The 20,966-nt window shown below is 49.4% G+C and carries 22 protein-coding genes; 16 read left to right on the top strand and 6 right to left on the bottom strand.

What is annotated here, in order from left to right; translation table 11 throughout:
- Positions 1-29 precede the first annotated feature (29 nt).
- The 3 genes from QUA13_RS25155 to QUA13_RS25145 form a co-directional block, all read right to left on the bottom strand.
- Complete coding sequence (locus QUA13_RS25155; RefSeq protein ID WP_333202966.1) at positions 30-1,679, bottom strand: ApeA N-terminal domain 1-containing protein; 1,650 nt, start codon at positions 1,677-1,679, stop codon at positions 30-32.
- 201 nt (positions 1,680-1,880) lie between these two features.
- Positions 1,881-2,021 (bottom strand): hypothetical protein, encoded by a 141-nt coding sequence (locus tag QUA13_RS25150; RefSeq protein WP_333202964.1) that lies wholly within the window; start codon positions 2,019-2,021, stop codon positions 1,881-1,883.
- A gap of 47 nt (positions 2,022-2,068) precedes the next feature.
- Positions 2,069-3,052, bottom strand: a complete 984-nt coding sequence (locus QUA13_RS25145) for an AraC family transcriptional regulator (protein WP_333202962.1) — start codon at positions 3,050-3,052, stop codon at positions 2,069-2,071.
- Positions 3,053-3,341: 289 nt separating this feature from the next.
- On the opposite strand from QUA13_RS25145, the gene QUA13_RS25140 reads away from it, so the two are divergent.
- The 10 genes from QUA13_RS25140 to sufU all read left to right on the top strand — a co-directional run bounded on the left by QUA13_RS25140 (position 3,342) and on the right by sufU (position 13,203).
- On the top strand, positions 3,342-3,881 hold the full coding sequence (locus QUA13_RS25140) for a (R)-mandelonitrile lyase (RefSeq protein ID WP_333202960.1): 540 nt from the start codon (positions 3,342-3,344) through the stop codon (positions 3,879-3,881).
- Between the two features lie 146 nt (positions 3,882-4,027).
- On the top strand, positions 4,028-4,951 hold the full coding sequence (locus tag QUA13_RS25135) for a macrolide 2'-phosphotransferase (RefSeq protein ID WP_333202958.1): 924 nt from the start codon (positions 4,028-4,030) through the stop codon (positions 4,949-4,951).
- A 162-nt stretch (positions 4,952-5,113) separates the two neighbouring features.
- Entirely contained in the window at positions 5,114-5,962 is an 849-nt protein-coding gene (locus QUA13_RS25130; RefSeq protein WP_333202956.1) for a 2Fe-2S iron-sulfur cluster-binding protein, read from the top strand.
- Entirely contained in the window at positions 5,949-6,941 is a 993-nt protein-coding gene (locus tag QUA13_RS25125; RefSeq protein WP_333202954.1) for a xanthine dehydrogenase family protein subunit M, read from the top strand. The genes QUA13_RS25130 and QUA13_RS25125 overlap by 14 nt, the downstream gene beginning before the upstream one ends.
- Before the next feature lie 126 nt (positions 6,942-7,067).
- Positions 7,068-9,284 (top strand): xanthine dehydrogenase family protein molybdopterin-binding subunit, encoded by a 2,217-nt coding sequence (locus QUA13_RS25120; protein ID WP_333202952.1) that lies wholly within the window; start codon positions 7,068-7,070, stop codon positions 9,282-9,284.
- A 230-nt stretch (positions 9,285-9,514) separates the two neighbouring features.
- Complete coding sequence (locus tag QUA13_RS25115; protein ID WP_333202951.1) at positions 9,515-9,967, top strand: MarR family transcriptional regulator; 453 nt, start codon at positions 9,515-9,517, stop codon at positions 9,965-9,967.
- Between the two features lie 14 nt (positions 9,968-9,981).
- Positions 9,982-10,746: an NAD(P)-binding domain-containing protein gene (locus tag QUA13_RS25110; RefSeq protein WP_333202949.1), complete on the top strand. Its 765-nt coding sequence runs from the start codon at positions 9,982-9,984 to the stop codon at positions 10,744-10,746.
- A 203-nt stretch (positions 10,747-10,949) separates the two neighbouring features.
- Positions 10,950-12,077 (top strand): XdhC family protein, encoded by a 1,128-nt coding sequence (locus tag QUA13_RS25105; RefSeq protein WP_333202947.1) that lies wholly within the window; start codon positions 10,950-10,952, stop codon positions 12,075-12,077.
- A 60-nt stretch (positions 12,078-12,137) separates the two neighbouring features.
- Positions 12,138-12,743 (top strand): nucleotidyltransferase family protein, encoded by a 606-nt coding sequence (locus QUA13_RS25100; RefSeq protein WP_333202945.1) that lies wholly within the window; start codon positions 12,138-12,140, stop codon positions 12,741-12,743.
- 7 nt (positions 12,744-12,750) lie between these two features.
- Complete coding sequence (sufU, locus tag QUA13_RS25095; RefSeq protein ID WP_333202943.1) at positions 12,751-13,203, top strand: Fe-S cluster assembly sulfur transfer protein SufU; 453 nt, start codon at positions 12,751-12,753, stop codon at positions 13,201-13,203.
- A gap of 31 nt (positions 13,204-13,234) precedes the next feature.
- Here sufU and QUA13_RS25090 read toward each other — a convergent pair whose 3' ends face one another.
- The gene (locus QUA13_RS25090) at positions 13,235-13,399 is read right to left on the bottom strand and encodes an AraC family transcriptional regulator N-terminal domain-containing protein (protein WP_333202941.1); all 165 of its coding nucleotides are present in this window, start codon (positions 13,397-13,399) and stop codon (positions 13,235-13,237) included.
- 464 nt (positions 13,400-13,863) lie between these two features.
- Between QUA13_RS25090 and QUA13_RS25085 the strand changes: the two genes are divergently transcribed.
- From QUA13_RS25085 to QUA13_RS25060, 6 genes are all read left to right on the top strand, one after another.
- Positions 13,864-14,265, top strand: a complete 402-nt coding sequence (locus QUA13_RS25085; RefSeq protein ID WP_333202939.1) for a (R)-mandelonitrile lyase — start codon at positions 13,864-13,866, stop codon at positions 14,263-14,265.
- Positions 14,265-14,795, top strand: coding sequence for a cyclophilin-like fold protein (locus QUA13_RS25080; protein WP_333202937.1), 531 nt, complete (start codon positions 14,265-14,267; stop codon positions 14,793-14,795). The genes QUA13_RS25085 and QUA13_RS25080 overlap by 1 nt, the downstream gene beginning before the upstream one ends.
- A 56-nt stretch (positions 14,796-14,851) precedes the next feature.
- The gene (locus QUA13_RS25075) at positions 14,852-15,628 is read left to right on the top strand and encodes an SDR family oxidoreductase (RefSeq protein WP_333202936.1); all 777 of its coding nucleotides are present in this window, start codon (positions 14,852-14,854) and stop codon (positions 15,626-15,628) included.
- 155 nt (positions 15,629-15,783) lie between these two features.
- Positions 15,784-16,836, top strand: a complete 1,053-nt coding sequence (locus tag QUA13_RS25070) for an NAD(P)-dependent alcohol dehydrogenase (protein ID WP_333202935.1) — start codon at positions 15,784-15,786, stop codon at positions 16,834-16,836.
- Positions 16,837-16,988: 152 nt separating this feature from the next.
- Positions 16,989-17,840, top strand: a complete 852-nt coding sequence (locus QUA13_RS25065) for an aldo/keto reductase (RefSeq protein ID WP_333202933.1) — start codon at positions 16,989-16,991, stop codon at positions 17,838-17,840.
- Positions 17,841-17,875: 35 nt separating this feature from the next.
- Positions 17,876-18,883: an aldo/keto reductase gene (locus tag QUA13_RS25060; protein WP_333202931.1), complete on the top strand. Its 1,008-nt coding sequence runs from the start codon at positions 17,876-17,878 to the stop codon at positions 18,881-18,883.
- Between the two features lie 248 nt (positions 18,884-19,131).
- Here QUA13_RS25060 and QUA13_RS25055 read toward each other — a convergent pair whose 3' ends face one another.
- Positions 19,132-20,424 carry a ribonuclease D gene (locus QUA13_RS25055; RefSeq protein WP_333202929.1) on the bottom strand — a complete coding sequence of 431 codons (1,293 nt, stop codon included), beginning with the start codon at positions 20,422-20,424 and terminating at the stop codon, positions 19,132-19,134.
- Between the two features lie 220 nt (positions 20,425-20,644).
- Positions 20,645-20,893: a Uma2 family endonuclease gene (locus QUA13_RS25050; protein ID WP_333202971.1), complete on the bottom strand. Its 249-nt coding sequence runs from the start codon at positions 20,891-20,893 to the stop codon at positions 20,645-20,647.
- Positions 20,894-20,966 lie beyond the last annotated feature (73 nt).

The raw sequence follows: 20,966 nt of genomic DNA, 5'->3' as shown, positions 1-20,966 counted from the left end.
GCCCACCTTGGTTAAATATGGGTGATTTATCAGAGGAGATGGCGTGAACGAGTCCACGCTTTAATCTTTGATGAATCAAGACCTAGTGATTTTAGTAAACAAATTTCCAGAATGATTTTGAGCTTATGTATTAAATTTTCTAATTCATTACCAGATACTATATGTTTACTTTTTTTATTCGAGTTTGAATCAGAACTAGGATGAGTTAAAAAACCTCTTGTGTCTCTAACTTGTTTGATGAAATTTTCTTTGTCCTCATTTGATATAAAAAAATTATCAGGTAAGCAACTATAAAAATTATTCTCAGAATAGTATATTAAGTGAAAATAAGCATAACGCAATAAACTAGCATAACGCAATAAACTACATGACATTGATTCTAGTGTCAATTTTAAAAAATATATTTTCCATAATATACTTCCATCATCCAAAAAATCTTCTAACCTTTCTTTTAAAGAGTATTCATTCCAATATTCTGTTTTTCTTAGTAAAGAGTCATAATAAGCTTCATGAATATCATATTTTTGTAGTTCTGAAGAAAATGTCTCTTTTAGCTTTTCTTCAATTTTTTTGAATGTGTCATTATCACAATAATCTCCTTCACAATAAATTCTATGAAACCCTTCAATTGCTTGAGCTAGAGCCAAAAATAAATCATTCTTATAGCGAACAGGAATATAGTATAACCCCAAGTAGATTTCAATAATTGATGATATTTTTTCTCTAATATTTTGCCAATTGTTTAAAACTTTTGCTGAGCTTTCTCTAATGTCTGTAAATTTGAACAGGATTAAACTAGCATTAAAAGATACTTTATTAATCAAAGGAGAAGTAACTTTATAGAAAATATTAATCTGAAACGCCCTTTGTCTTTCAGTTTGAATTACCCTCCAATCTCCATTAAAAAGCTGATTTTCAAATTCTTGATTATTAGCAATAATGGTTGTTTCAATCTTAAATGGTAGAATAATTTGTCCGCAACTAAAAGTTAAAAATTCCTGTATTAAATCAACAACCTCTAAAAAATAATTTAATTTGTTAGGGCTGTCAGGTTTAATTAGAATCTTTTTTTGTTCTTTTATTAAAATTTCACTTCTATCCCATTTCCGTCCCAAAGTTGCCAATAGATTTATTGACTGAACATATTGTGGGTTTAAAAAAGGTAGATCAATAATAGTAATAGAGCAATCATTTATTTTGCCTATCTCAATTGGTTCATTAACTTTTTGGTTAAAAATGATTTCTTTGTAAGTATTTGCTTGGTCATGATGCGGAATACAATCAATTTCAAGATTGGGTAAATTAACCCATTTTTCTAAGTAATCGTATTGAACAATTATGTGTTGAAATTCGATTTCATCTAAAGATGAAAAATGATAACCTTTTAATATAAATTCAGGATATAATTCACTGGTGGGATATCCTGTTTTAAATTCATTTTTTAGGTAAGAATTACAAAGCGTTACTTCTTCAAAAGTGCCGGAATCACCTATTAGATAACCATGTACAAGAGGATATTTAATATCGCTTTCTAATTTTTCTTGGAGATCAAGTTCTCTCAATTCTCCAACTAAATTGAGTCTGGGTTGCTGATCGGGTGAAAATACTAATGTACCAGTTATTTGTCTATCTGGACTTTCGGGAAGAAACCATATTCCATTTTTTTCAAAACTTTCCATAGCATTTAATCTTCTATAAAAATTTTCATTTACTCAGCCGTCATTCCATATAGATGAGCCATGCGCTCATTTATATGGGAGATGTTTACCCTCAGTTATTATTTTCCCGTAGTATCTCACTCTATACTGCTTTACTGGATTACTCTTCAACATCTCTTAACACTTCAGCAATAAAGCACGCTACCCCGCAGTTTACCGGGTTCATCCTATCTCAAAAATTGGATATGTCTGATTAGTTACGCTCACAAAAATAATATTATTTTCCTTGCGAATTTCTACCTCTTCAACTCCCTTGAGAAAATCCTTGGGAATGACTACACTTTGTTCTGTTACTTTATTCATCAGCTTTGCTCAATTCAGTTACCTTCTCAATAATATTGAAGTCTGGACTATGTTGAACTCGCAATCTCCCTAGCAGCTTCTCGCAGCCGCTCCACATCGCGCATCGGTGGTATACCAAAGAGCCGCTTGTACTCTCGGTTGAAGTGCGAGGAATCGTCATAACCCACACGGTAGGCTGCACTGGTAGCGTCAAGGTTTTGGCCCAGCATCAGACGGCGAGCTTCCTGCAGCCGCAGTTGCTTCTGGAACTGCAAAGGACTCATGGCAGTGACAGACTTGAAGTGATGGTGGAAGCTCGATACACTCATTCCCAGCTCTCGTGCGATGCTTTCAATCCGAAGCGGCTGGTTAAAGTCTTTACGAAGTCGATCGACTGCTCTAGCAATTTGGTGGGTAGAGCCACCCAGAACAGCAATATGACGCAGCCGACCACCTTGCTCTCCCATCAGGAGTCGGTAAATGATTTCCCGCTTAATCAATGGTGCGAGAACATTAGCTTCAGCAGGGGAATCTAGAAGCCTGACGAGCCGCACCACAGCGTCCAAAAGATTTGCATCCAACGGACTTACGTCAATCGCTTTCACATCAGCACCCCTTTGCGGTGAGGGCTCGCCCGCCTCAACCATGACTGAACCGACAAGTGTGGGGTCGAGATCGAGGCGAAGGCTAAGGTACGGTTGCGCCTTAGACGCTTCAAGAATTTGGCTGGCAATCGGCATTTCGATCGTAGCCAGCAAATAATTCATCGGGTCGTACTGATAGCGATCGCAGCCCAGAAGCACTTCTTTGCTGCCCTGAGCGATCGCACAAAAGGCAGGGATAGAGACACTATGAACGCATTCCGAAGGTGAGGAGGAGCGGTTGAAGTACAATCCTTTCAGCGGCTCAATCATCCCATCATGACGGATCGCCCCTGCAATCCGCTCAGTTAGTTCGTCTCTGTGGGCTTGCGCTCTGTCTGCAAAGCGCTTTGCCTGCTGGTCGTTCATTAACTCCATATCGGGCTTTTCACTCGGTTTGGCAGCGTTCATTTCTAAGTTTGCAGGATTGTACAACAATCTTAGACGATCGTTCTATTGCTTGCCGTTGAGGATTCTTAAAATGAAGCCAAAGCAATGAAAAACCATTTCGGCTTCTTATAAGCATTCTGGATTTTTATACAAGAGTAAACTCAGTTTTGATTGGGCAAGAGATTCGCCTACTGACAACCAAAAGGGCATCAAGGCGAACCTTGCTTCTTAAAAAATTCATCCCTATTGATAGAGCAGGCGATCGCGTGCTCTATCTCTACAATTGGGGGTAGCCAAAGGAATTCAAACGATGAAACTGCTCACCGCAACGGTCCTATCGCTTTCTCTGCTCGCTTCGGCCTCGGCCCAAGCAAATCCGGCAGGAACCGCCGAGGGGTCCGGTGTTCCCCAGACCGCGCCAATACAAGATTCGCAGACAATCAACATCACGCGAAGCGGCTCTGTGCCCTCGCGGAAGGGGCCAGCCGAAAACTTCACAGGTTCGGTGCGGGTCGATCCTCTGTTCGAGGCGATCGCTCCAGCAAACACGTTTGGCGCCAACTTTACGTTTGAGCCTGGTGCTCGATCGGCATGGCACACCCATCCGCTCGGTCAGATATTGATCGTGACAGCAGGTGTCGGGCGGGTGCAGCGCTGGGGTGGCCCGATCGAGGAGATCCGACCAGGAGATGTCGTTCGGATTCCGCCCGGTCAGAAACACTGGCACGGAGCCTCGCCAAACACTGCGATGACGCATATCGCGATCGTGGAACAGCTCGACGGCAAGAGTACCGACTGGATGGAACAGGTCAGCGACGAGCAGTACAGTGCGCCAGGGTCGTCATTCTAACAACGTAGAATCCAATAATGTCGCCCTTGATTTCACATTCTAGCCCTTTGGTGTAGTGCGGCTATATATTGATGTTACGTTGGGCTAATTAGAGGTGAACGCCTGATATAGATGTTAGCCAATGCTCGTGAAGGAGCGAATTTAAAATGACTAAATCTGTTAGTGAAGACTACCAAATCAGGACAATACTTAGCATCGCCGACAAAAATGGCTTCATTTTGGACGCAGACAACTTAAATATTAACAAATCCGGAATGGACTTCATAACTACGTTTGCTACTGCCAAAGAGGATAATAGCAAATGGGTATTGCGATTTCCCAGAAGACTTGATGTTCTTGAGCGTATGTATTATGAAAGAGAAGTTCTTGAACTGGTTAAAAGCCAAGTCGATGTGAGCGTTCCCGTCTGGAAAATTGTTTCGGATGAACTCGTTGCCTATCCGCTATTAAAGGGAATTCCTGCCGGAACCATAGATCCAGATATCGGCGATTATGTATGGTACATCGATCCGAAGTCTCCGCCTGCTGTATACATTTCTTCGGTGGCAAAAACACTGGCACAACTCCACAGAACACACATTGAGGTAGTGAAAAAATTCAGTATCCGAGTTCAAACAGTCGATCGAGTGCGGCAATCTATGGCAGAGAATATGGAGAAGACCAGAGAACTGCTTGGTGTTTCTGATACACGCTGGGCACGTTGGCAGGACTGGATTGCCAATGATGCCTTGTGGCCTCAGCATTCGGCTTTGATTCACGGAGACTTTCACCCCGGTCATACGCTTGTGGACAAAGACGGAAATTTGATGGGACTAATCGATTGGACAGAAGCTGCGGTAAGCGATCCTGCCAAGGATTTCGTCTGTTTCTATGCCATCTTCGGTGAGCAAGTTCTCCAGGATGTACTCGATCATTACCAAACTGCTGGTGGGATCGTATGGTCTTATATGAAGGAACACATCATAGAACTCTGGAATGCTCATCCCGTGGAATACGCCTTATTCGCCTTGCTAACTGGAAAGGAAGAACATATAGCCGGGGCTCGATCCTCTTTAGCTTGGAGTGGATGATATTGGTTCAATACGGGTGGCCGCCGAGATACCTGCAAATTGGGACAGGTTGTAAATAAATATTGCACAGAAGCGCCTGCGGTGGGTGCAGAGCGTTAGAAGAGTCGGCGCGAAAAACAAACACTTGTCCAGGGATTGTTTGAGAATTTTGCAAGGAGAATCATGGACGATAATCAAGAACGGAAAGATTTCAGTTCAACCGAGAGCGATTCGCAGCTCAGCGCGGACGAAGAAACACTGCTCGACCAACTCGGTATTACCGGTGCTGCTCGACGAAAATTCTTGGGGCGGAGCATGGCTGCGGCACTTGGCACCTTCGCCTTCCACCTGCTGGCTAAAGAGGAGGTCTTTGCCACGCTTGCCGCTTCGCCCGACGCGGTGTTCGCCCAGACCGCTGGGGTTGAAAACGCCGTTAAGGTTCTTTTGAAAATCAACGGCTCGACCCAACGGCTGGAAGTGGATTCGCGCACGGCGCTGCTCGATGCCCTGCGCGAAACACTTGGATTGACCGGCACTAAAAAAGGATGCGATCAAGGACAGTGCGGCGCTTGTACCGTGATCGTTGACGGGCGCCGCGTGCTTTCTTGTCTGACACTTGCCGCAAGCTGCGAGGGCAAAGAAGTGACGACCATCGAAGGGATCGCTGACGGCGACAATCTTCATCCGATGCAGGCGGCGTTCATCAAACACGACGGCTTCCAGTGCGGCTACTGCACGCCGGGGCAGATATGTTCGGCGGTGGCGCTGCTGGAGGAAGCCAAAAACGGCGACGCGAGTCACGTCACTAACAATTTGCGGACGAACACGCAGAATGTAGCACTCTCTGATGAAGAAATCAGAGAACGCATGAGCGGCAACATTTGCCGTTGCGGCGCGTATCCGGGAATCGTTGCGGCAATCAGAGAAGTTCAGTCCGGGCGCGAAACAGCCCAGGCTTGGCATTTTGCCAGCGATGAAGAAATTGCCGTTGCATTATTAAACGAGGAGGGCAAAGCCGATGCAATCGTTTAAATATTCCAGCGCCACCGATGCGGCAAGCGCCGTTGGCACCGTTTCCGCTAATCAAACGGCAAAGTTTCTCGCAGGCGGGACAAATCTAATTGATTTGATGAAAGAATACGTCGAGCGTCCCAGCGAAGTTGTTGATATCTCAGGTTTGAATCTGGCGGAGATTCGATCGACCTCGAACGGAATTTCGATCGGCGCCTTAGCCAAAAATACCGACACGGCCAACCATCCGCTGATCCGGCAAAATTACCCGCTTCTGTCAATGGCAATTTTAGCCGGTGCCTCTGCGCAGCTTCGCAATATGGCGACTAACGGGGGAAATTTAATGCAGCGCACCCGTTGCCAGTATTTTTACGACATCGCTATGCCCTGCAACAAACGCGATCCCGGCAGCGGATGCGGAGCGCTTCAGGGGATCAATCGCATTCATGCCATTTTTGGCTACAGCGACCAATGCGTGGCGACTTACCCGGGCGATATGGCGAATGCCCTTTATGCGCTGGACGCGGTAGTGAGGATTCGCGGCACGAACGGGCAAGAACGCACAATCCCCCTCGAGGATTTTCATCGCTTGCCCGGTAACACGCCTGAAAAAGATAACAATCTTCAGCATGGGGAATTGATCGTGGCGATCGAAATGCCGAAGAATAATTTCGCCAATAAGTCTTATTACCTAAAAGTTCGCGATCGGGCTTCCTATGCTTTCGCACTGCTTTCCGTGGCTGCTGCTTTAGAAACAAGCGGCAACACCATCAAACAGGCACGCGTTGTTTTGGGCAGCGTCGCGCATAAACCTTGGCGTTCGCCCGAAGCCGAAAGAGTTCTGATCGGAAAACCTGCGACGGAAACAACTTTTCAGGCTGCTGCCGAAGCGGCTCTGAAAGATGCGAAACCGCTTGAACATAACGGTTATAAAGTCGAACTCGGAAAACGCGCCATTGTTCTGGCTTTGCAGCAAGCGTTGACGAGCGGTGCGGCCTAATTATATCAATTCCGGTTGGATTGGAATGATTAAACCGCAGAGAACGCAGAGAACGCAGAGGAAGAGAAAAGAGAGATGAATACAGGACGATGAAGGGCGGATTTGATATTAGGGAGGAGAAACGAAATGGCAAGATACATCGGAAAAGAAATGAGCCGCGTGGACGGCGCAGCCAAAGTTACGGGCAAGGCTAAATACGCGGCGGAATTCCAGGTTCCCAATCTCGCTTACGGTTTTATCGTGCTGGGAACTGTAGCAAAGGGCACGATTAAATCGATCGACACGCGCGAGGCTGAAGGCGCAGCAGGCGTAATTCGCGTCTTCACGCACCTGAACGCACCCAAGCTTGGTCCGAAGTCTTCCACGGAGCAGTCCCCGCCCCGCGCCACCGAGGAGGAAGACAAGTCGTTTCGGGCGCTCCAGTCCGACAAAATCTTCTTCAATATGCAGCCCGTGGCACTCGTCGTCGCCGAGACATACGAGCAGGCACGTTATGCCGCTCGTCTCGTTAAAGTCTCCTACAACTCACAGCAGCACATGACCGACACTGAGGCGGGGCGCTCGATCGCGCGCGTCCCCACTAAAGAGCCGCCTCCGAAGCGGCGCGGTAATCCCGAAGAGGCGATGCGCGCAGCGGCAGTGAAGGTAGAGGCCGAGTACCGCATCCCGATCGAGCACCACAACCCCATGGAGCCACACGCAGCGATCGCGGTCTGGGAAGGCGACAAGCTAACGGTCTTCGACAAGACACAGGGGGTCTATAGCGTCCGCACACACTTGGCTTCTAGCTTCGGCGTGCCGGAGGAAAACGTGAGTGTAGTCTCGCCCTTCGTCGGCGGGGCCTTTGGATCGTCGCTGCGCCCGAACTATTATCCGGCGCTGACAGCGATGGCAGCCCGCGAACTCAAGCGCCCAGTCAAGGTTGTCTATACGCGCACGCAAATGTTTACTGGCCACGGTTATCGTCCGCACACGATTCAGAAGATCGCCCTCGGCGCGGAGCGATCGGGAAAGCTCTCGGCGATGATTCATGAAGCCGTGCACAACACCTCCACCATCGAGGAGTTCTCAGACAACACCACGGGTTTCACGCGCCAAGTCTATGCGTGCCAGAATCTCTACGCGCCGCTGAAGATTACCAACACGGATCTCTCCACCCCGACCTGGATGCGCGCACCGGGGGCCGTTAGCGGTATGTTCGCGCTCGAATGCGCGATGGACGAGCTGGCCTACGCGCTGGCGATCGACCCGCTCGAACTTCGGCTGATCAACTATGCCGAAGTAGACCCCGAGAGCGGCAAGCCATTTTCGAGCAAGGCGTTGCGGGAGTGCTACCGGCTGGGCGCGGAAAAATTCGGTTGGAAGAATCGCAAGTCCGAGCCCCGATCGATGCGTGACGGACGCCTGCTCGTGGGTTGGGGAATGGCGACCGGCGTCTGGGGCGCTTTCCAGATGCCTGCTGCCGCCCTCGTCACGCTGCAGGTGGACGGCACGGCCAAAGTCGCAAGTGCGACCAGCGACATCGGACCTGGCACCTACACGGTGATGACAATGATCGCTGCCGAGTATCTGGGGCTGAAGTTGGAGCAGGTGAAATTTGAACTCGGCGACACGAAGTTCCCTCGGGCACCGTCGCAGGGGGGCTCTTGGACGACGGCGAGCGTCGGCTCGGCGGTGCGCGGGGCGGCTCTGGCGATCGGCACGAAGTTGCTCGCCCTCGCGAACCAGGAACCGAATTCTCCGCTCAAGGGGGCAGCCTCCTCCGATGTCGAGATGCTCGACGGGCAACTGCGACTAATAAGCGACCCGGATCGTTCCGTCAACATCTCCGCAGTGATGAAGCGTAATGGTCTCACCGCAATCACGGAAACATTCGAGTCGCGTCCCTCAGAGGAGCGCGAGAAGTATGCGACGTTGGCGCACGGCGCGCAGTTCGTTGAAGTGAAGGTCGATCCGGATGTGGGGACTGTCCACGTTACGCGCGCCATTGAAGTGACTGCTTGCGGCAAGATTATGAATCCCAAGGCCTCGCACAGCCAGGAAATCGGCGGCGTTGTCTGGGGCATTGGTATGGCGCTGCAAGAGGCGACTGAAATCGACCACCGCTACGGGCGGATTATGAACCCGAATTTGCAGCACTATCACGTGCCGGTTAATGCCGATGTCTTGGAGATCGAAACGATATTCGTTGAGGAGGAGGATAAAGTCGTCAATCCGCTTGGTGTCAAGGGCATGGGCGAACTCGGCATGGTGGGCATCCCGGCGGCGATCGCCAACGCTGTTTTTCATGCCACGGGCAAACGCATCAGGGACCTGCCGATTACGCCGGACAAGCTGCTGTGAGTTAGGTCATTTGTTGATTGAAGTGGCAGGGGTAGTCGAGGCGATCGCAAACGCGAACCTCAGGGGGAACGGTGTGCGCTGGCAACGGTGGGCAGTGTGGAACAATCTTGGTACCCTCGCCTTGGTGCAACGCATGGGAATGGGTGCAAGACTGGTCCAGAAAAAAGTTAATTATAGGTATTGAACTATTATGTAGTGCGCTATATAATAGTAGTTGACTGGATTTTTAAATGGATAACAACTCGAACATCAACCAACGGCGACAGGTGGGGAGGCAGCTTTCGTTTGCCCTCTATAGTGCGTCGAACCGGGTCATTCGGCTTCATAGGCCCTTTCTTGAGCCTTTGGGCCTGACCTATCCTCAGTTTCTGGTCATGCTGGCTCTCTACGAGGGCACCCCGCGCACTGTTGGGGAAGTAGGGCAAGAACTCGGTATGGATAACGGGACCTTGACGCCCCTCTTAAAGCGCCTTGAGAACGCGGGGTTGGTGACGCGCACCCGCGACCAACAGGACGAACGCCGCGTTCTTATCGAGCTGACAGAAGCGGGCGAGGCACTCCGCGAGGCAGCGTGCTCGATCCCTGAAAAGATTGAGACGGCCTGCCGTCTCTCCGATGAAGACCTTGCCGAGCTTCGCGACACGTTGAACGGGCTGGCAATACCCCGTCAAACAACTCCGTAAAAGGATTATTTATCATGGATAAGACGCAGAAAATGAACATCGGAATCTTAGGCACTGGCCATATCGGGAAGACTTTGGCACGCAAACTCAGTGCAGCCGGACATGACGTGAAGGTGGCCAACTCTCGCGGCCCTGAGACGATCGAGGCCGATGTGCTGGCTTTGGGCGCACGCGCGGTCTCGACAGCCCAAGCTGTGGAGGACGTTGACGCGGTGATCCTCTCGATCCCTCTCAACCGCATTCCCACAATCGCGCCGCTAATCGCCAACCTACCAGCCGAGACAGTCGTCATCGACACGTCGAATTACTATCCCCACCGCGATGACAAGATAGATGCCATCGAGGCCGGGCAGGTTGAGAGCCTTTGGGTGGCCGAACAGCTAGGCCGGCCGATCGCCAAGGCGTGGAACGCGATCGGGTCTGGCTCCTTCGCCACCAAGGGCAAGCCTGCTGGAAGCCCTGGCCGTATCGCCCTCCCTGTGGCTGCTGACCGCGAGAACGATCGCTCCGTGGCGATGGCCCTCGTCGAAGACACCGGGCTTGATGCTTTCGACGCGGGCACGCTCGCCGATTCGTGGCGTCAGCAACCAGGCACGCCCTGCTATTGCACCGATCTCGCGCGCGAACAAATGGCGGCAGCGCTGGCATCTGCCGACGCATCGCGATCGCCAAAGCGCCGGGACTTAGCAGTTGCAGTAATGCAAGAGCGGCTTGGTGACGCCACGACAAATCCGGATGCCGATTTCGGGGTTCGTCTGAGCCGTGCGATTTATATGTAACGTGAGTTCGGGATAAGAAAGGGACAAGCAAGTAAGTTAAAAGTCATCAAACCAAAGCTTTACAGGCTCGTCCCATGATTAGTTTAGAAGAAGAATTTTGCAGGATTGTACAATAACTTGCAAGTATCGTTATATCGTCCCCTATGCTGAAGTCCTTATCATCAAACTTAAACAGTGAGATACAAAAATTTTTAGGCTGAGCAATGAAAGAACTACACGATATTAAGGCTGCTTTAGAGCAAGTAAAAGACACGACGAAAAAGCTAGCCTTGGCAACTTTAGTTAAAGTGGAAGGTTCAACTTATCGCCGTCCTGGTGCGCGAATGTTGATGAGTGCAGATGGCTTGATAGTAGGTGCAATTAGCGGTGGCTGTTTGGAAAGTGATGTATTTGAGAAAGCACAGCAGGTAATGCACACTGGTAGTCCCTGTGTGGTTAAGTATGACTCCACTTCCGAGGAAGATTTAATTTGGGGATTGGGGCTTGGCTGTCAAGGCATTGCTTATGTTTTGATTGAATCATTGCCAGTAAACGAGCCGAACCAAATTAGTTTTGTCCACAAATGCCTTGATACTCGGTTTGAGAGTGCTATTGCAACTGTATTTAATATAGAGGGTGAAAGCAAATCTCAAATAGGCGATCGCTTGCTACTAAATTCAGATATCATCAACCACATCAGCGATGAGGAATTAGCAGCAGCGGTTTTAAGGGATACCCAAGCAGCACTTCTACACAAAACCTCGGTAGGGAAACAATATCAGTTAATAGGCGGGAAAGTTGAAGTTTTTATTCAAGTCATTGGGCCGCCGCTGTCGCTGGTAATTTTGGGTGCTGGGTATGACGTTCTTCCCGTTGTTCGCTTTGGCAAACAGTTAGGATGGCATATTACTGTAGTCGATCACCGCCAACGGGAAGCAAGCCGAAAGCGTTTTCAAGAAGCCGATCGAGTTAAATTTTGTTCTCCTGAGGATGTATTAAAAAAAATCGAGATAGATGAGCGTACTGTTGCTGTAGTTATGACTCATAATTATTTAGACGACCTGGAATTGCTGAGAGTGTTATTGCCTTCATGCTTAAAATACTTAGGTGTACTTGGCCCTAAGAAAAGAACAGCCCGATTATTGCAAGAACTACAAGAAGAAGGAGTTATCCCCACTCCACAACAGCAACAAAATTTATATAGTCCGGTGGGACTCGACATTGGGGCAGATAATTCCGAAGAGATTGCTCTGGCGATTATCGCTGAAATTCAAGCAGTAACAGCAAAGCATCAAGGTGGTTTTTTAAGAAATCGCACTGTACCAATTCATCATTCAATCAATAGTCAATAATCAAAAAATTAATGGCTAATTCGAGTATGTTATTAATAATCAAAAATTCAAAACTTGGGTATGGTATTTAAAATTGGTCTAATTATTCTTGCTGCTGGATCTGCAACCCGCATGGGAAGACCAAAACAATTGCTTTCTTATCAAGGACGCAGCCTGATACTCCATGCGGTTGAAGTTGCCTTAGCTTCTCTGTGCCAACCTATCGTAGTAGTCCTGGGAGCTTATGCAGAACAAATTAAACCGGAACTAATGCCAAAGGCAGTGCAAGTTGTAGAGAACGCCCAATGGCAAGAGGGAATGTCTTCTTCTATTCGCGCTGGTATTAGTATGCTACTGAAAACTAACTCTAAACTTGATGCAGTTATCATCTCACTTGCAGATCAGCCGCTAGTTTCTCCCCAGATTTTCAATCAATTGATTCAGTATTATCAAGAAACGCAAAAAGTAATTGTTGCCTCAAAGTATAACGAAACTACGGGCGTACCTGCCCTGTTTAGCAATGCCTTATTTCCAGAACTGATGCAGCTTGAAGGAGATAAAGGTGCAAAAGCATTAATACAAAAATATATAGATACAGGAGTGATTCTGCTAATACCAGAAGCTGCGATTGATATTGATACCCCGGACGATTACAAGCAGTTGCTATTAAACAATTTTAAAGAGTGAATAAATTATGAAAACTAACGATCGCCAAATTTACCAACAAGTAATTTTGACACACGCCAGAAACCCGCAAAACAAAGGAAAAACTAACCCAGTACACCGTCAACACCGAGGAGAAAATCCCTATTGCGGTGATGTGGTTGATTTAACGCTGCTACTAGATGAAGCAGAAAGTAAAATTGCCGACATTAAATTTGAAGGTGCAGGTTGTGCTTTGTGCCTTGCTTCTGCTGACTTAATGGCGATCGCTATCAAAGGTAAAACTATTTCACAGGTGCTTTTAATGGTAGAACAGTTCCGCGAGATGGCAGCGGGAAATACTCAGTTTGAGCCTCCCTTGGAGAAACTCAATATCATGCAAGGTGTTTCCCGATACCCGATGCGGGTTAAGTGTGCAACTTTGGCTTGGCATACCCTCAAAGCGGCGCTGAGTTCGGTTGAAACTAGGAATGAAGAGGTATAGCCAGCATCCAACAGAGGCACATCCAATAAACTCACGTCAGTTCGATCGTAGCCAGCAGATAATACATCGGGTCGTACTGAAGCGCGATCGCGCTGCCCAGAAGGGCTTCTTTGCTGCCCTCAGCAATGACAAAAAAGGCAAGGATAGAGACACTATCAACGCATTCCGAAGGTGAGGAGGATCGGTTGAAGTGCAATCATTTCAGCGGCTCAATTGTCCCATCCTGACGAATAGCCTGTGCAATAGGCTATTCGTCAGTTCGTTTCTGTGGGGTTGCGCTCTATCTGCCTCGCGAAGAGCCTGCTGGTCGTTAATGAACGACCTAGCGGACTTTTCAGTCGTTTTGGCAGCGTTCATTTCTAAGTTTGCAGGATTGTACAACAATCTTAGACGATCGTTCTATTGCTTGCCCTTGAGGATTCTTAGAATGAAGCTAAAGCAATGAAAAACGGTTCCGGCGAATTGTAAGCATTCTGGACTTTTATACAAGAGAAAACTCAGTTTTGATTGGGCAAGAAACCTGCTGAGTGACAACCAAAATGCCATCAAAGCTAACCTTGCTTATTAAAAAATCCATCCCTATTGATAGAGAAGCAATAAGTGCTCAATTTCTACGATTGGGACAGCCACCGAAATGGCATCAAGTGAAGGAATTAAGAAATGGACATTAAACGAAGTGGCTCACAGCCTTCGGCCAAAGGACTGGCTGAGTATTTTACCGGCACTGTCCGCATTGACCCCCTGTTCGAGGCGCACGAACCAGCACGCACGTCTGGTGCCAGCGTCACGTTCGAGCCTGGTGCTCGGACAGCATGGCACACCCACCCGTTGGGACAGACCCTAATTGTCACGGCTGGCTGCGGTCTTGCACAACGCTGGGGCGGCTCGATCGAGCAAATTCGTCCGGGGGATGCGATCTGGTTCGAGCCGGGTGAGAAACATTGGCATGGTGCCACGGCAACCACGGCAATGACGCACATCGCCATTCAGGAATGGCTCGACGGCAAACCCGTGGACTGGCTGGAACAGGTCAGCGACGAGCAGTACGAAGGAAGAGCTTAATGCTTTTGAAATGGTTTCCCGTCAAGGGGAAAAACTGCCAGAAGAGAATGCTGATTTTGGTTCTCGCCCTAACGATGTCCCTGAGTTACTCAGCCTGCCGTGCCGACAACAGGATGCCTAGCAGTGCCTCGTCGAAAATGCCGACTGAAATATCAACCCAGCAGGCAAACAGTATGAAGATAAACATCAAGGTCGGAGACAAAGCCGTTACAGCCACGTTGATCGACAGTAAAACCACTCGGGATTTTGTTTCCCTGCTGCCATTAACGCTGACGATGAACGATTTGTTTGGAAGAGAAAAGTTTGCCCGCCTGCCGAGAGCAATTTCGCAGGAGGGTGAGCGAACCAAAACCTATGAAGTTGGAGACATCATTTACTGGTCTCCCGGTCCTGATGTGGCTATTTATTATCGCCACGACGAACAACCAATCCCTGACCCCGGCATCATCGCGATCGGCAAGATCGATGCTGGCGTAGAAGCATTCAATGTACCTGGCTCTGTAAAAGCAACAGTGGAGCCGATCGAGTAAGAAAAGGAAGTTCCAATAAAGACTTCCCTAATGGCGAACACGCAAAGGAGTAAAAAATGACAACGAACGAGAATGGCAGCTACACAGGAAAGGTTGCATTTGTGACCGGAGGAGCGAGCGGCATCGGTCGAGCTGCGGCGCTGGCGTTTGCCCGTGAAGGTGCCAGCGTGGTGGTCGCTGACATCTCAGAACAGGGCAATCAAGAAACAGTTCGCACGATCGAAGAACTCGGCGGTCGGGCGATCGCCGTCAGGTGCGACGTGACGCGAACCGAGGACGTGAAGGCAGCTCTGGACAAGACCGTTGAGGCTTTCGGGCGGCTCGACTTCGCCTTCAACAACGCGGGAATCGAGCCGAGGAAGGCAGCTCCGACCGCGGAGTACGAGGAGGAGGAGTGGAACCGGATTATCGACATCAACCTCCGCGGCGTTTTCCTGTGCATGAAGCACGAGATCCCGCTGATCCTCAAGCAGGGAGGCGGCGCGATCGTCAACACGTCCTCGGGCGCAGGAATCATCGGCATCAAGGGCAGCCCCGCCTACACCGCCGCGAAACATGGCGTGATCGGACTGACCAAGGCAGCGGCCCTCGACTACGCCGCGCAGAACATCCGCGTCAACGCCGTCTGTCCCGGCTACATCGACACCCCGATGATGGGTCGCTTCACCGGCGACACGGACGAAGGGCGCGCCAAGGTGATTGCCGAGGAGCCGGTCGGACGGATGGGCAAGCCCGAGGAGATCGCGGAGGCTGTCCTCTGGCTGTGCTCCGACGCGGCTGCCTTTATGATCGGCCACGCCATGGTCATCGATGGCGGCCAAACGGTGCAGTGATGTTCGACGCCAACCCGATCGAACCCTAAACGCACGACGACAACAAAGCATTGTCGCCATCGTCACCTTCACCGCCAACGGCGATGACTCATATGGAACAGGTTAGCGACGAACAATACCAGGCACCAAACGTAAACCAATAGAGGCATCAATTTATGTACAACACGAAAGCTTATTCCGCAGCCAGTGCAACATCACCGCTGGCCTCCGACACGATCGCGCGGCGCGACCTAACCGAACACGACGTACAAATCGAAATCCTCTTCTGCGGCATCTGCCATTCTGACCTCCACATGGTGCGAAACGAGTGGGGCGGCGGCACGGTCTACCCGATCGTTCCCGGTCATGAGATGGTGGGACGGGTCACTCAGGTTGGCTCGGCAGTGACGAAGTACAAGCCTGGCGATCTGGCAGGAGTCGGCTGCATGGTTGATTCGGATGGAACCTGTCCCAATTGCAAAACTGGACTTGAACAGTTCTGCCCGAACCTGACCCTCACCTACAACTCCCCGGACAAGCACCTTGGAGGTGTCACCTATGGTGGTTACTCCGATAGCATCGTCGTCGATGAACGCTTCGTTCTGCGAGTTCCCACCAACCTCGATCTCGCTGGAGTCGCGCCGCTCCTGTGCGCCGGTATCACAACCTATTCGCCCCTGCGCCACTGGGGAGTCACCAAGGGCAATAAGGTCGGCGTGGTTGGTCTCGGCGGGCTAGGCCACATGGGCGTGAAGTTCGCCCGTGCATTCGGAGCCCACGTCGTCGTCTTCACCACCTCGCCCGGTAAGACTGAAGATGCGCTCCGCCTCGGTGCCCACGAAGTCGTGGTCTCCCGCAATGCCGACGAAATGCAAAAGCACGCTGGCAGCTTCGATTTCATCCTCGACACCGTTTCAGCCAAGCACGACATCAACGCCTATCTCAACCTGCTCCGCCTCGACGGTAACATCACCCTGGTTGGCGCACCCGAAAAGCCCCTGGAGATCTCGGCATTCAGCCTGATTATGGGGCGGCGCAATCTCTCCGGTTCTAACATCGGCGGCATTGCCGAAACCCAGGAAATGCTCGATTTTTGCGGTGAACACAACATCACCGCCGATGTTGAAGTCATCCCCATCCAGAAGGTCAACGAAGCTTACGATCGCCTGCTCAAGTCCGATGTAAAGTACCGCTTCTGTATCGATATGGCATCCCTTAAATCTGAATAACCGAGGTGGAACCTCGAAGGAGTAACAATGCAAAAGCGCAAACTTGGCAACAGTAATCTGGAAGTCTCGGTTTTTGACCTTAGCTATACAGGACTGAACTACGGCTGCCATTCTCGCCGGTATCAGACCGCGCTGCGGTAAAAGGAGGAATTATGCAGAAGGTTGTCTTGAACAACGGGTTAGAAATGCCCATTTTGGGATTCGGTGTCTTCCAAATGACCGATCTGGAAGAGTGCGAAAGAAGCGTGTCGGACGCGATTGAAATCGGCTACCGTCTGATTGACACGGCGGCTTCTTACGGCAACGAAGAAACCGTCGGCAAAGCCATCCAAAAGAGTTGCGTGGCGCGAGACGAGATTTTCGTTACCACCAAGCTCTGGATTCAGGATGCCGGCTACGAAAGTACCAAGCAGGCTTTCCAACGATCGTTGGACAAGCTGAGATTGGATTACCTCGACTTGTATCTGATCCACCAGCCTTATGGCGACGTTTACGGCGCGTGGCGGGCAATGCAAGAGTTGTATCGAGATGGTCGCATCAAAGCCATCGGTGTCAGCAACTTCTATCCCGACCGGCTCATAGACCTTATCGTTCATAACGAAGTGGTTCCAGCAGTTAATCAGATCGAAACCCACCCCTTCCACCAGCAGATCGAAACCCAGAAGTTCTTGAAGGAAAACAACGTCCAGATCGAATCATGGGGGCCGTTCGCCGAAGGCAAAAACAACATCTTCCACAACGACGTTTTGCTGTCTATTGCTGGAAAATACGGCAAAAGCGTGGCTCAGGTGATCCTGCGCTGGCTGACGCAACGCGGTGTGGTGGCGATTCCCAAGTCGGTTCGCAAGGAACGGATGTCCGAAAACTTCAACGTTTTCGACTTCGAGCTAAGCGCCGACGACATGGATGCAGTTGCGACGCTGGACAGCAAGCAAAGCGCCTTCTTTGACCATCGCGATCCCGCCATTGTGAAAGCGTTGGGTACCAGAAAGATCCATGACTGAGCCGATTTGAAACCACCAATATAAGGAGAAACATCATGCAAAAACGTAAACTTGGAAACAGCAATTTAGAAGTTTCGGCGATCGGGCTGGGCTGCATGGGTATGAGCTTTTCCTATGGCCCACCCAAAGACAAACAGGAGATGACTGCTCTTCTGGGGGCTGCGGTCGATCGCGGAATAACATTCTTTGACACCGCCGAAGTCTACGGCCCGTACTTAAACGAAGAACTGGTGGGTGAAGCCCTCGCTCCCTTCCGCGACCAAGTGGTAATCGCCACCAAATTCGGGTTCGACATCAGTCCGAATTCCGATCCTCGTGGCATGAAGGGTTCACCCGGACTCAATAGCCGACCGGAGCACATCAAGCAGGCCGTGGAGGGTTCGCTCAAGCGACTAAAGGTGGAGGCGATCGACCTACTCTATCAGCACCGGGTTGACCCGAACGTGCCAATTGAAGACGTGGCCGGAGCAGTCAAGGAGTTAATTCAGGAAGGTAAGGTGAAGCATTTCGGGCTCTCTGAAGCGGGAGTGCAAACGATTCGCCGCGCCCATGCCGTTGTACCTGTCACGGCTCTTCAGAGCGAATACTCGCTGTGGTGGAGAAAGCCTGAAGCGGAAGTGATACCGACCCTTGAGGAACTTGGCATCGGACTTGTCCCGTACAGCCCGCTGGGCAAAGGCTTCCTCACGGGCAAGATCGACGAAAACGCGACCTTTGACAACTCCGACTTTCGCAGCACTCTGCCTCGCTTCACACCGGAGGCTCTCAAGGCGAATCAAGCCCTGATCGATCTGCTTGGCAGTATTGCAGAACGGAAGCAGGCAACGCCCGCTCAGATCGCACTTGCCTGGCTGCTGGCTCAGAAGCCGTGGATCGTACCCATTCCAGGTACGACCAAGCTGCATCGCTTGGACGAAAACATCGGGGCAGTTTCAGTCGAACTCACGCCCGACGATCTGCGTGACATTGATGACACCGCCTCCAAGATCGCGGTGCAAGGGGCTCGGTATCCCGAAAAGTTACAGCTTTTGACGGGTCGCTGAGTCCAGTTTTAGTCTCTGGGTCTGGCTAACCGCCCCTTAAACCAGACCCAACTCATCACGACAGGTTGCGATCGGATGGCAGAGATCAACCCCCAACCATAACAGAGTTACTGACTGCTCATCGAAAATTGTGGGTGGAAACCCCGTGCTTCTAGCACGGCTTTACATTTTTGTTCCTAGACCTTTTTGTCACCCTCCCAGCCCCCAGAGAACACAAAAAAATGAGAGTAAACGTGATATTTTAATAGTTAAAACGGAATTTCTTCATCTTCATCTTGCACAGTCTTAGCCGTCATCCGCCAACTGGTAATATACTCAATTTGCACATCAATTTTGTTAATCGCTTCCCCTAACCGCTTTTGGATGTATTGAGTCAGCGTCACCATAAAATCTAACTCAACTCCCACCGATAGCGCAAGTTTTGCCAAGCTAGCAAAATCTACCTTCAAAATCGAGGAACTGGATAACTTAAAATCGGGAATATTTTCCTTATTTTGCACCAACATTGCTTTTTTAATGCGCTCTTTCAGATGCTCAACTTCAGAATCCAGCAACTTCCATTCAGGCAAAATTTCTTTGTACCTTTCCCCCAATGCTGTTAAATCCTCGATAGCCGGTTCCGGCGCAATTTTCTTAGTAGATTTTCGCCGTTGCTGTACATTAGAATTCAGCCGCCAACTAGCAATTTCCTCAACTTCCAAAGATGGATCGGCGATGAGTTCCCCTAACTGTTTTTGAATTTCTTTCGTCAGCGTTACCGGAAAATTTAACTCAATTCCCTCTGTTTGCGTCAGTCTGGCCAGCGTGAGAAAATCTACTTTCATCGTTATCGAACTGGAAAGCTCAAAATAAGAACTGTCTTTGAGCTTTTGGGCTAGCATCCCTGCTTTAATGCGTTCTTTCACTTCAGCGATTTCTGAATCTAGCGGCTTCCACTGAGATTCTATTTCCTGATATTTTTCGCCCAATGCTGTCAAGTTTTCTGTTGCGGGTTCGGGGTAACATTGGGCAAGGATTTCTAGCAGGCGGCGATGCACTCCAGCTAAATAAACCGCGTCCATCTTGGCATATTCTAGCTGCTTCTGGGTCAGGGGACGCTTTGCCCAATCGCCGCTTTGTTCTGTTTTATCTACATAAGCAATGCCGCAAAGTGTTTCTATTAAAGTTTTGAGTTGTCGATTAGGTAAGGGCAGAATGTAAGCTGGAATCTTTCTCGCCATTTTCAATGTGCAAGTGACATTTTGAGCGTCGTCATTGCCTAGAAATCGGATGTCATAGCTGGCGTTGTGCAAGACTTTTTCAATATTTGGATTGACCATGATTTGGTTGATGAAATCTTTTGCCAATTCAGGTTTATCCAAGACATCTAGTAGAAAAGTGGCATCTCCCGTCGAATCTGTGGAGTCAGCTAACACCTGAATCAGAGATAATCTGGGGTTGGATTTATAGTCTGCTATTTCTGTATCCACCCACAGGATTTTAGCTTGGGAAAATTTAGCGATGAGTGCTTTGATGTCGTTTGCTGCTGTTAAATAAGGCATTTTTACCGACTTTTGCTATTAACTTTTTGATTCTATTATGCTATAGCAATTATCGGATCGATTGTCAACGATTCAAGCGCGGGACATGGCATTGCCGTGTCCTGAACACACGCAGACCTCAGAAACCCGGTTTCTTCCTATATTTCTCGTTCCTGTTCACAAAACTCGTAGAAACCGGGTTTCTACCCTCCAGTTAAACAAAAGAATGCAGTCGATCGCACTATTGAGGATTCCCGCGAACTTCCTCTAACAACCAGTTGCCTACTTCTGTATTGTCTGTCTGGCGACTGCGGCGCAAACCTTCCTCTAATAAAGCAACTTTTAGCCCCGGCAAAACTTGAGATTCCGTCAGCCGTTCGCTTCCCCGGTTAGCAATTATTTTGAAAGGAATAACTTGCGCTTTTTGTACGTCTACTACCCAATATTCAGACACTCCTAATTCTTCATAAATGATTCTTTTGGTACCCAGGGTAAGAGCATCTCAATCAGTCTTGACAAAAGGATTTGAGAAGAAGCATCATGTATTCATCATTCATTGCAGC

It is taken from the genome of Microcoleus sp. S28C3 (assembly GCF_036700785.1).
In the GTDB taxonomy this organism is placed as follows: Bacteria; Cyanobacteriota; Cyanobacteriia; order Cyanobacteriales; family Microcoleaceae; genus Microcoleus; species Microcoleus asticus.
Note: the sequence above shows the minus strand (reverse complement) of the source record. Positions and strands in the feature narration are given on the sequence as shown.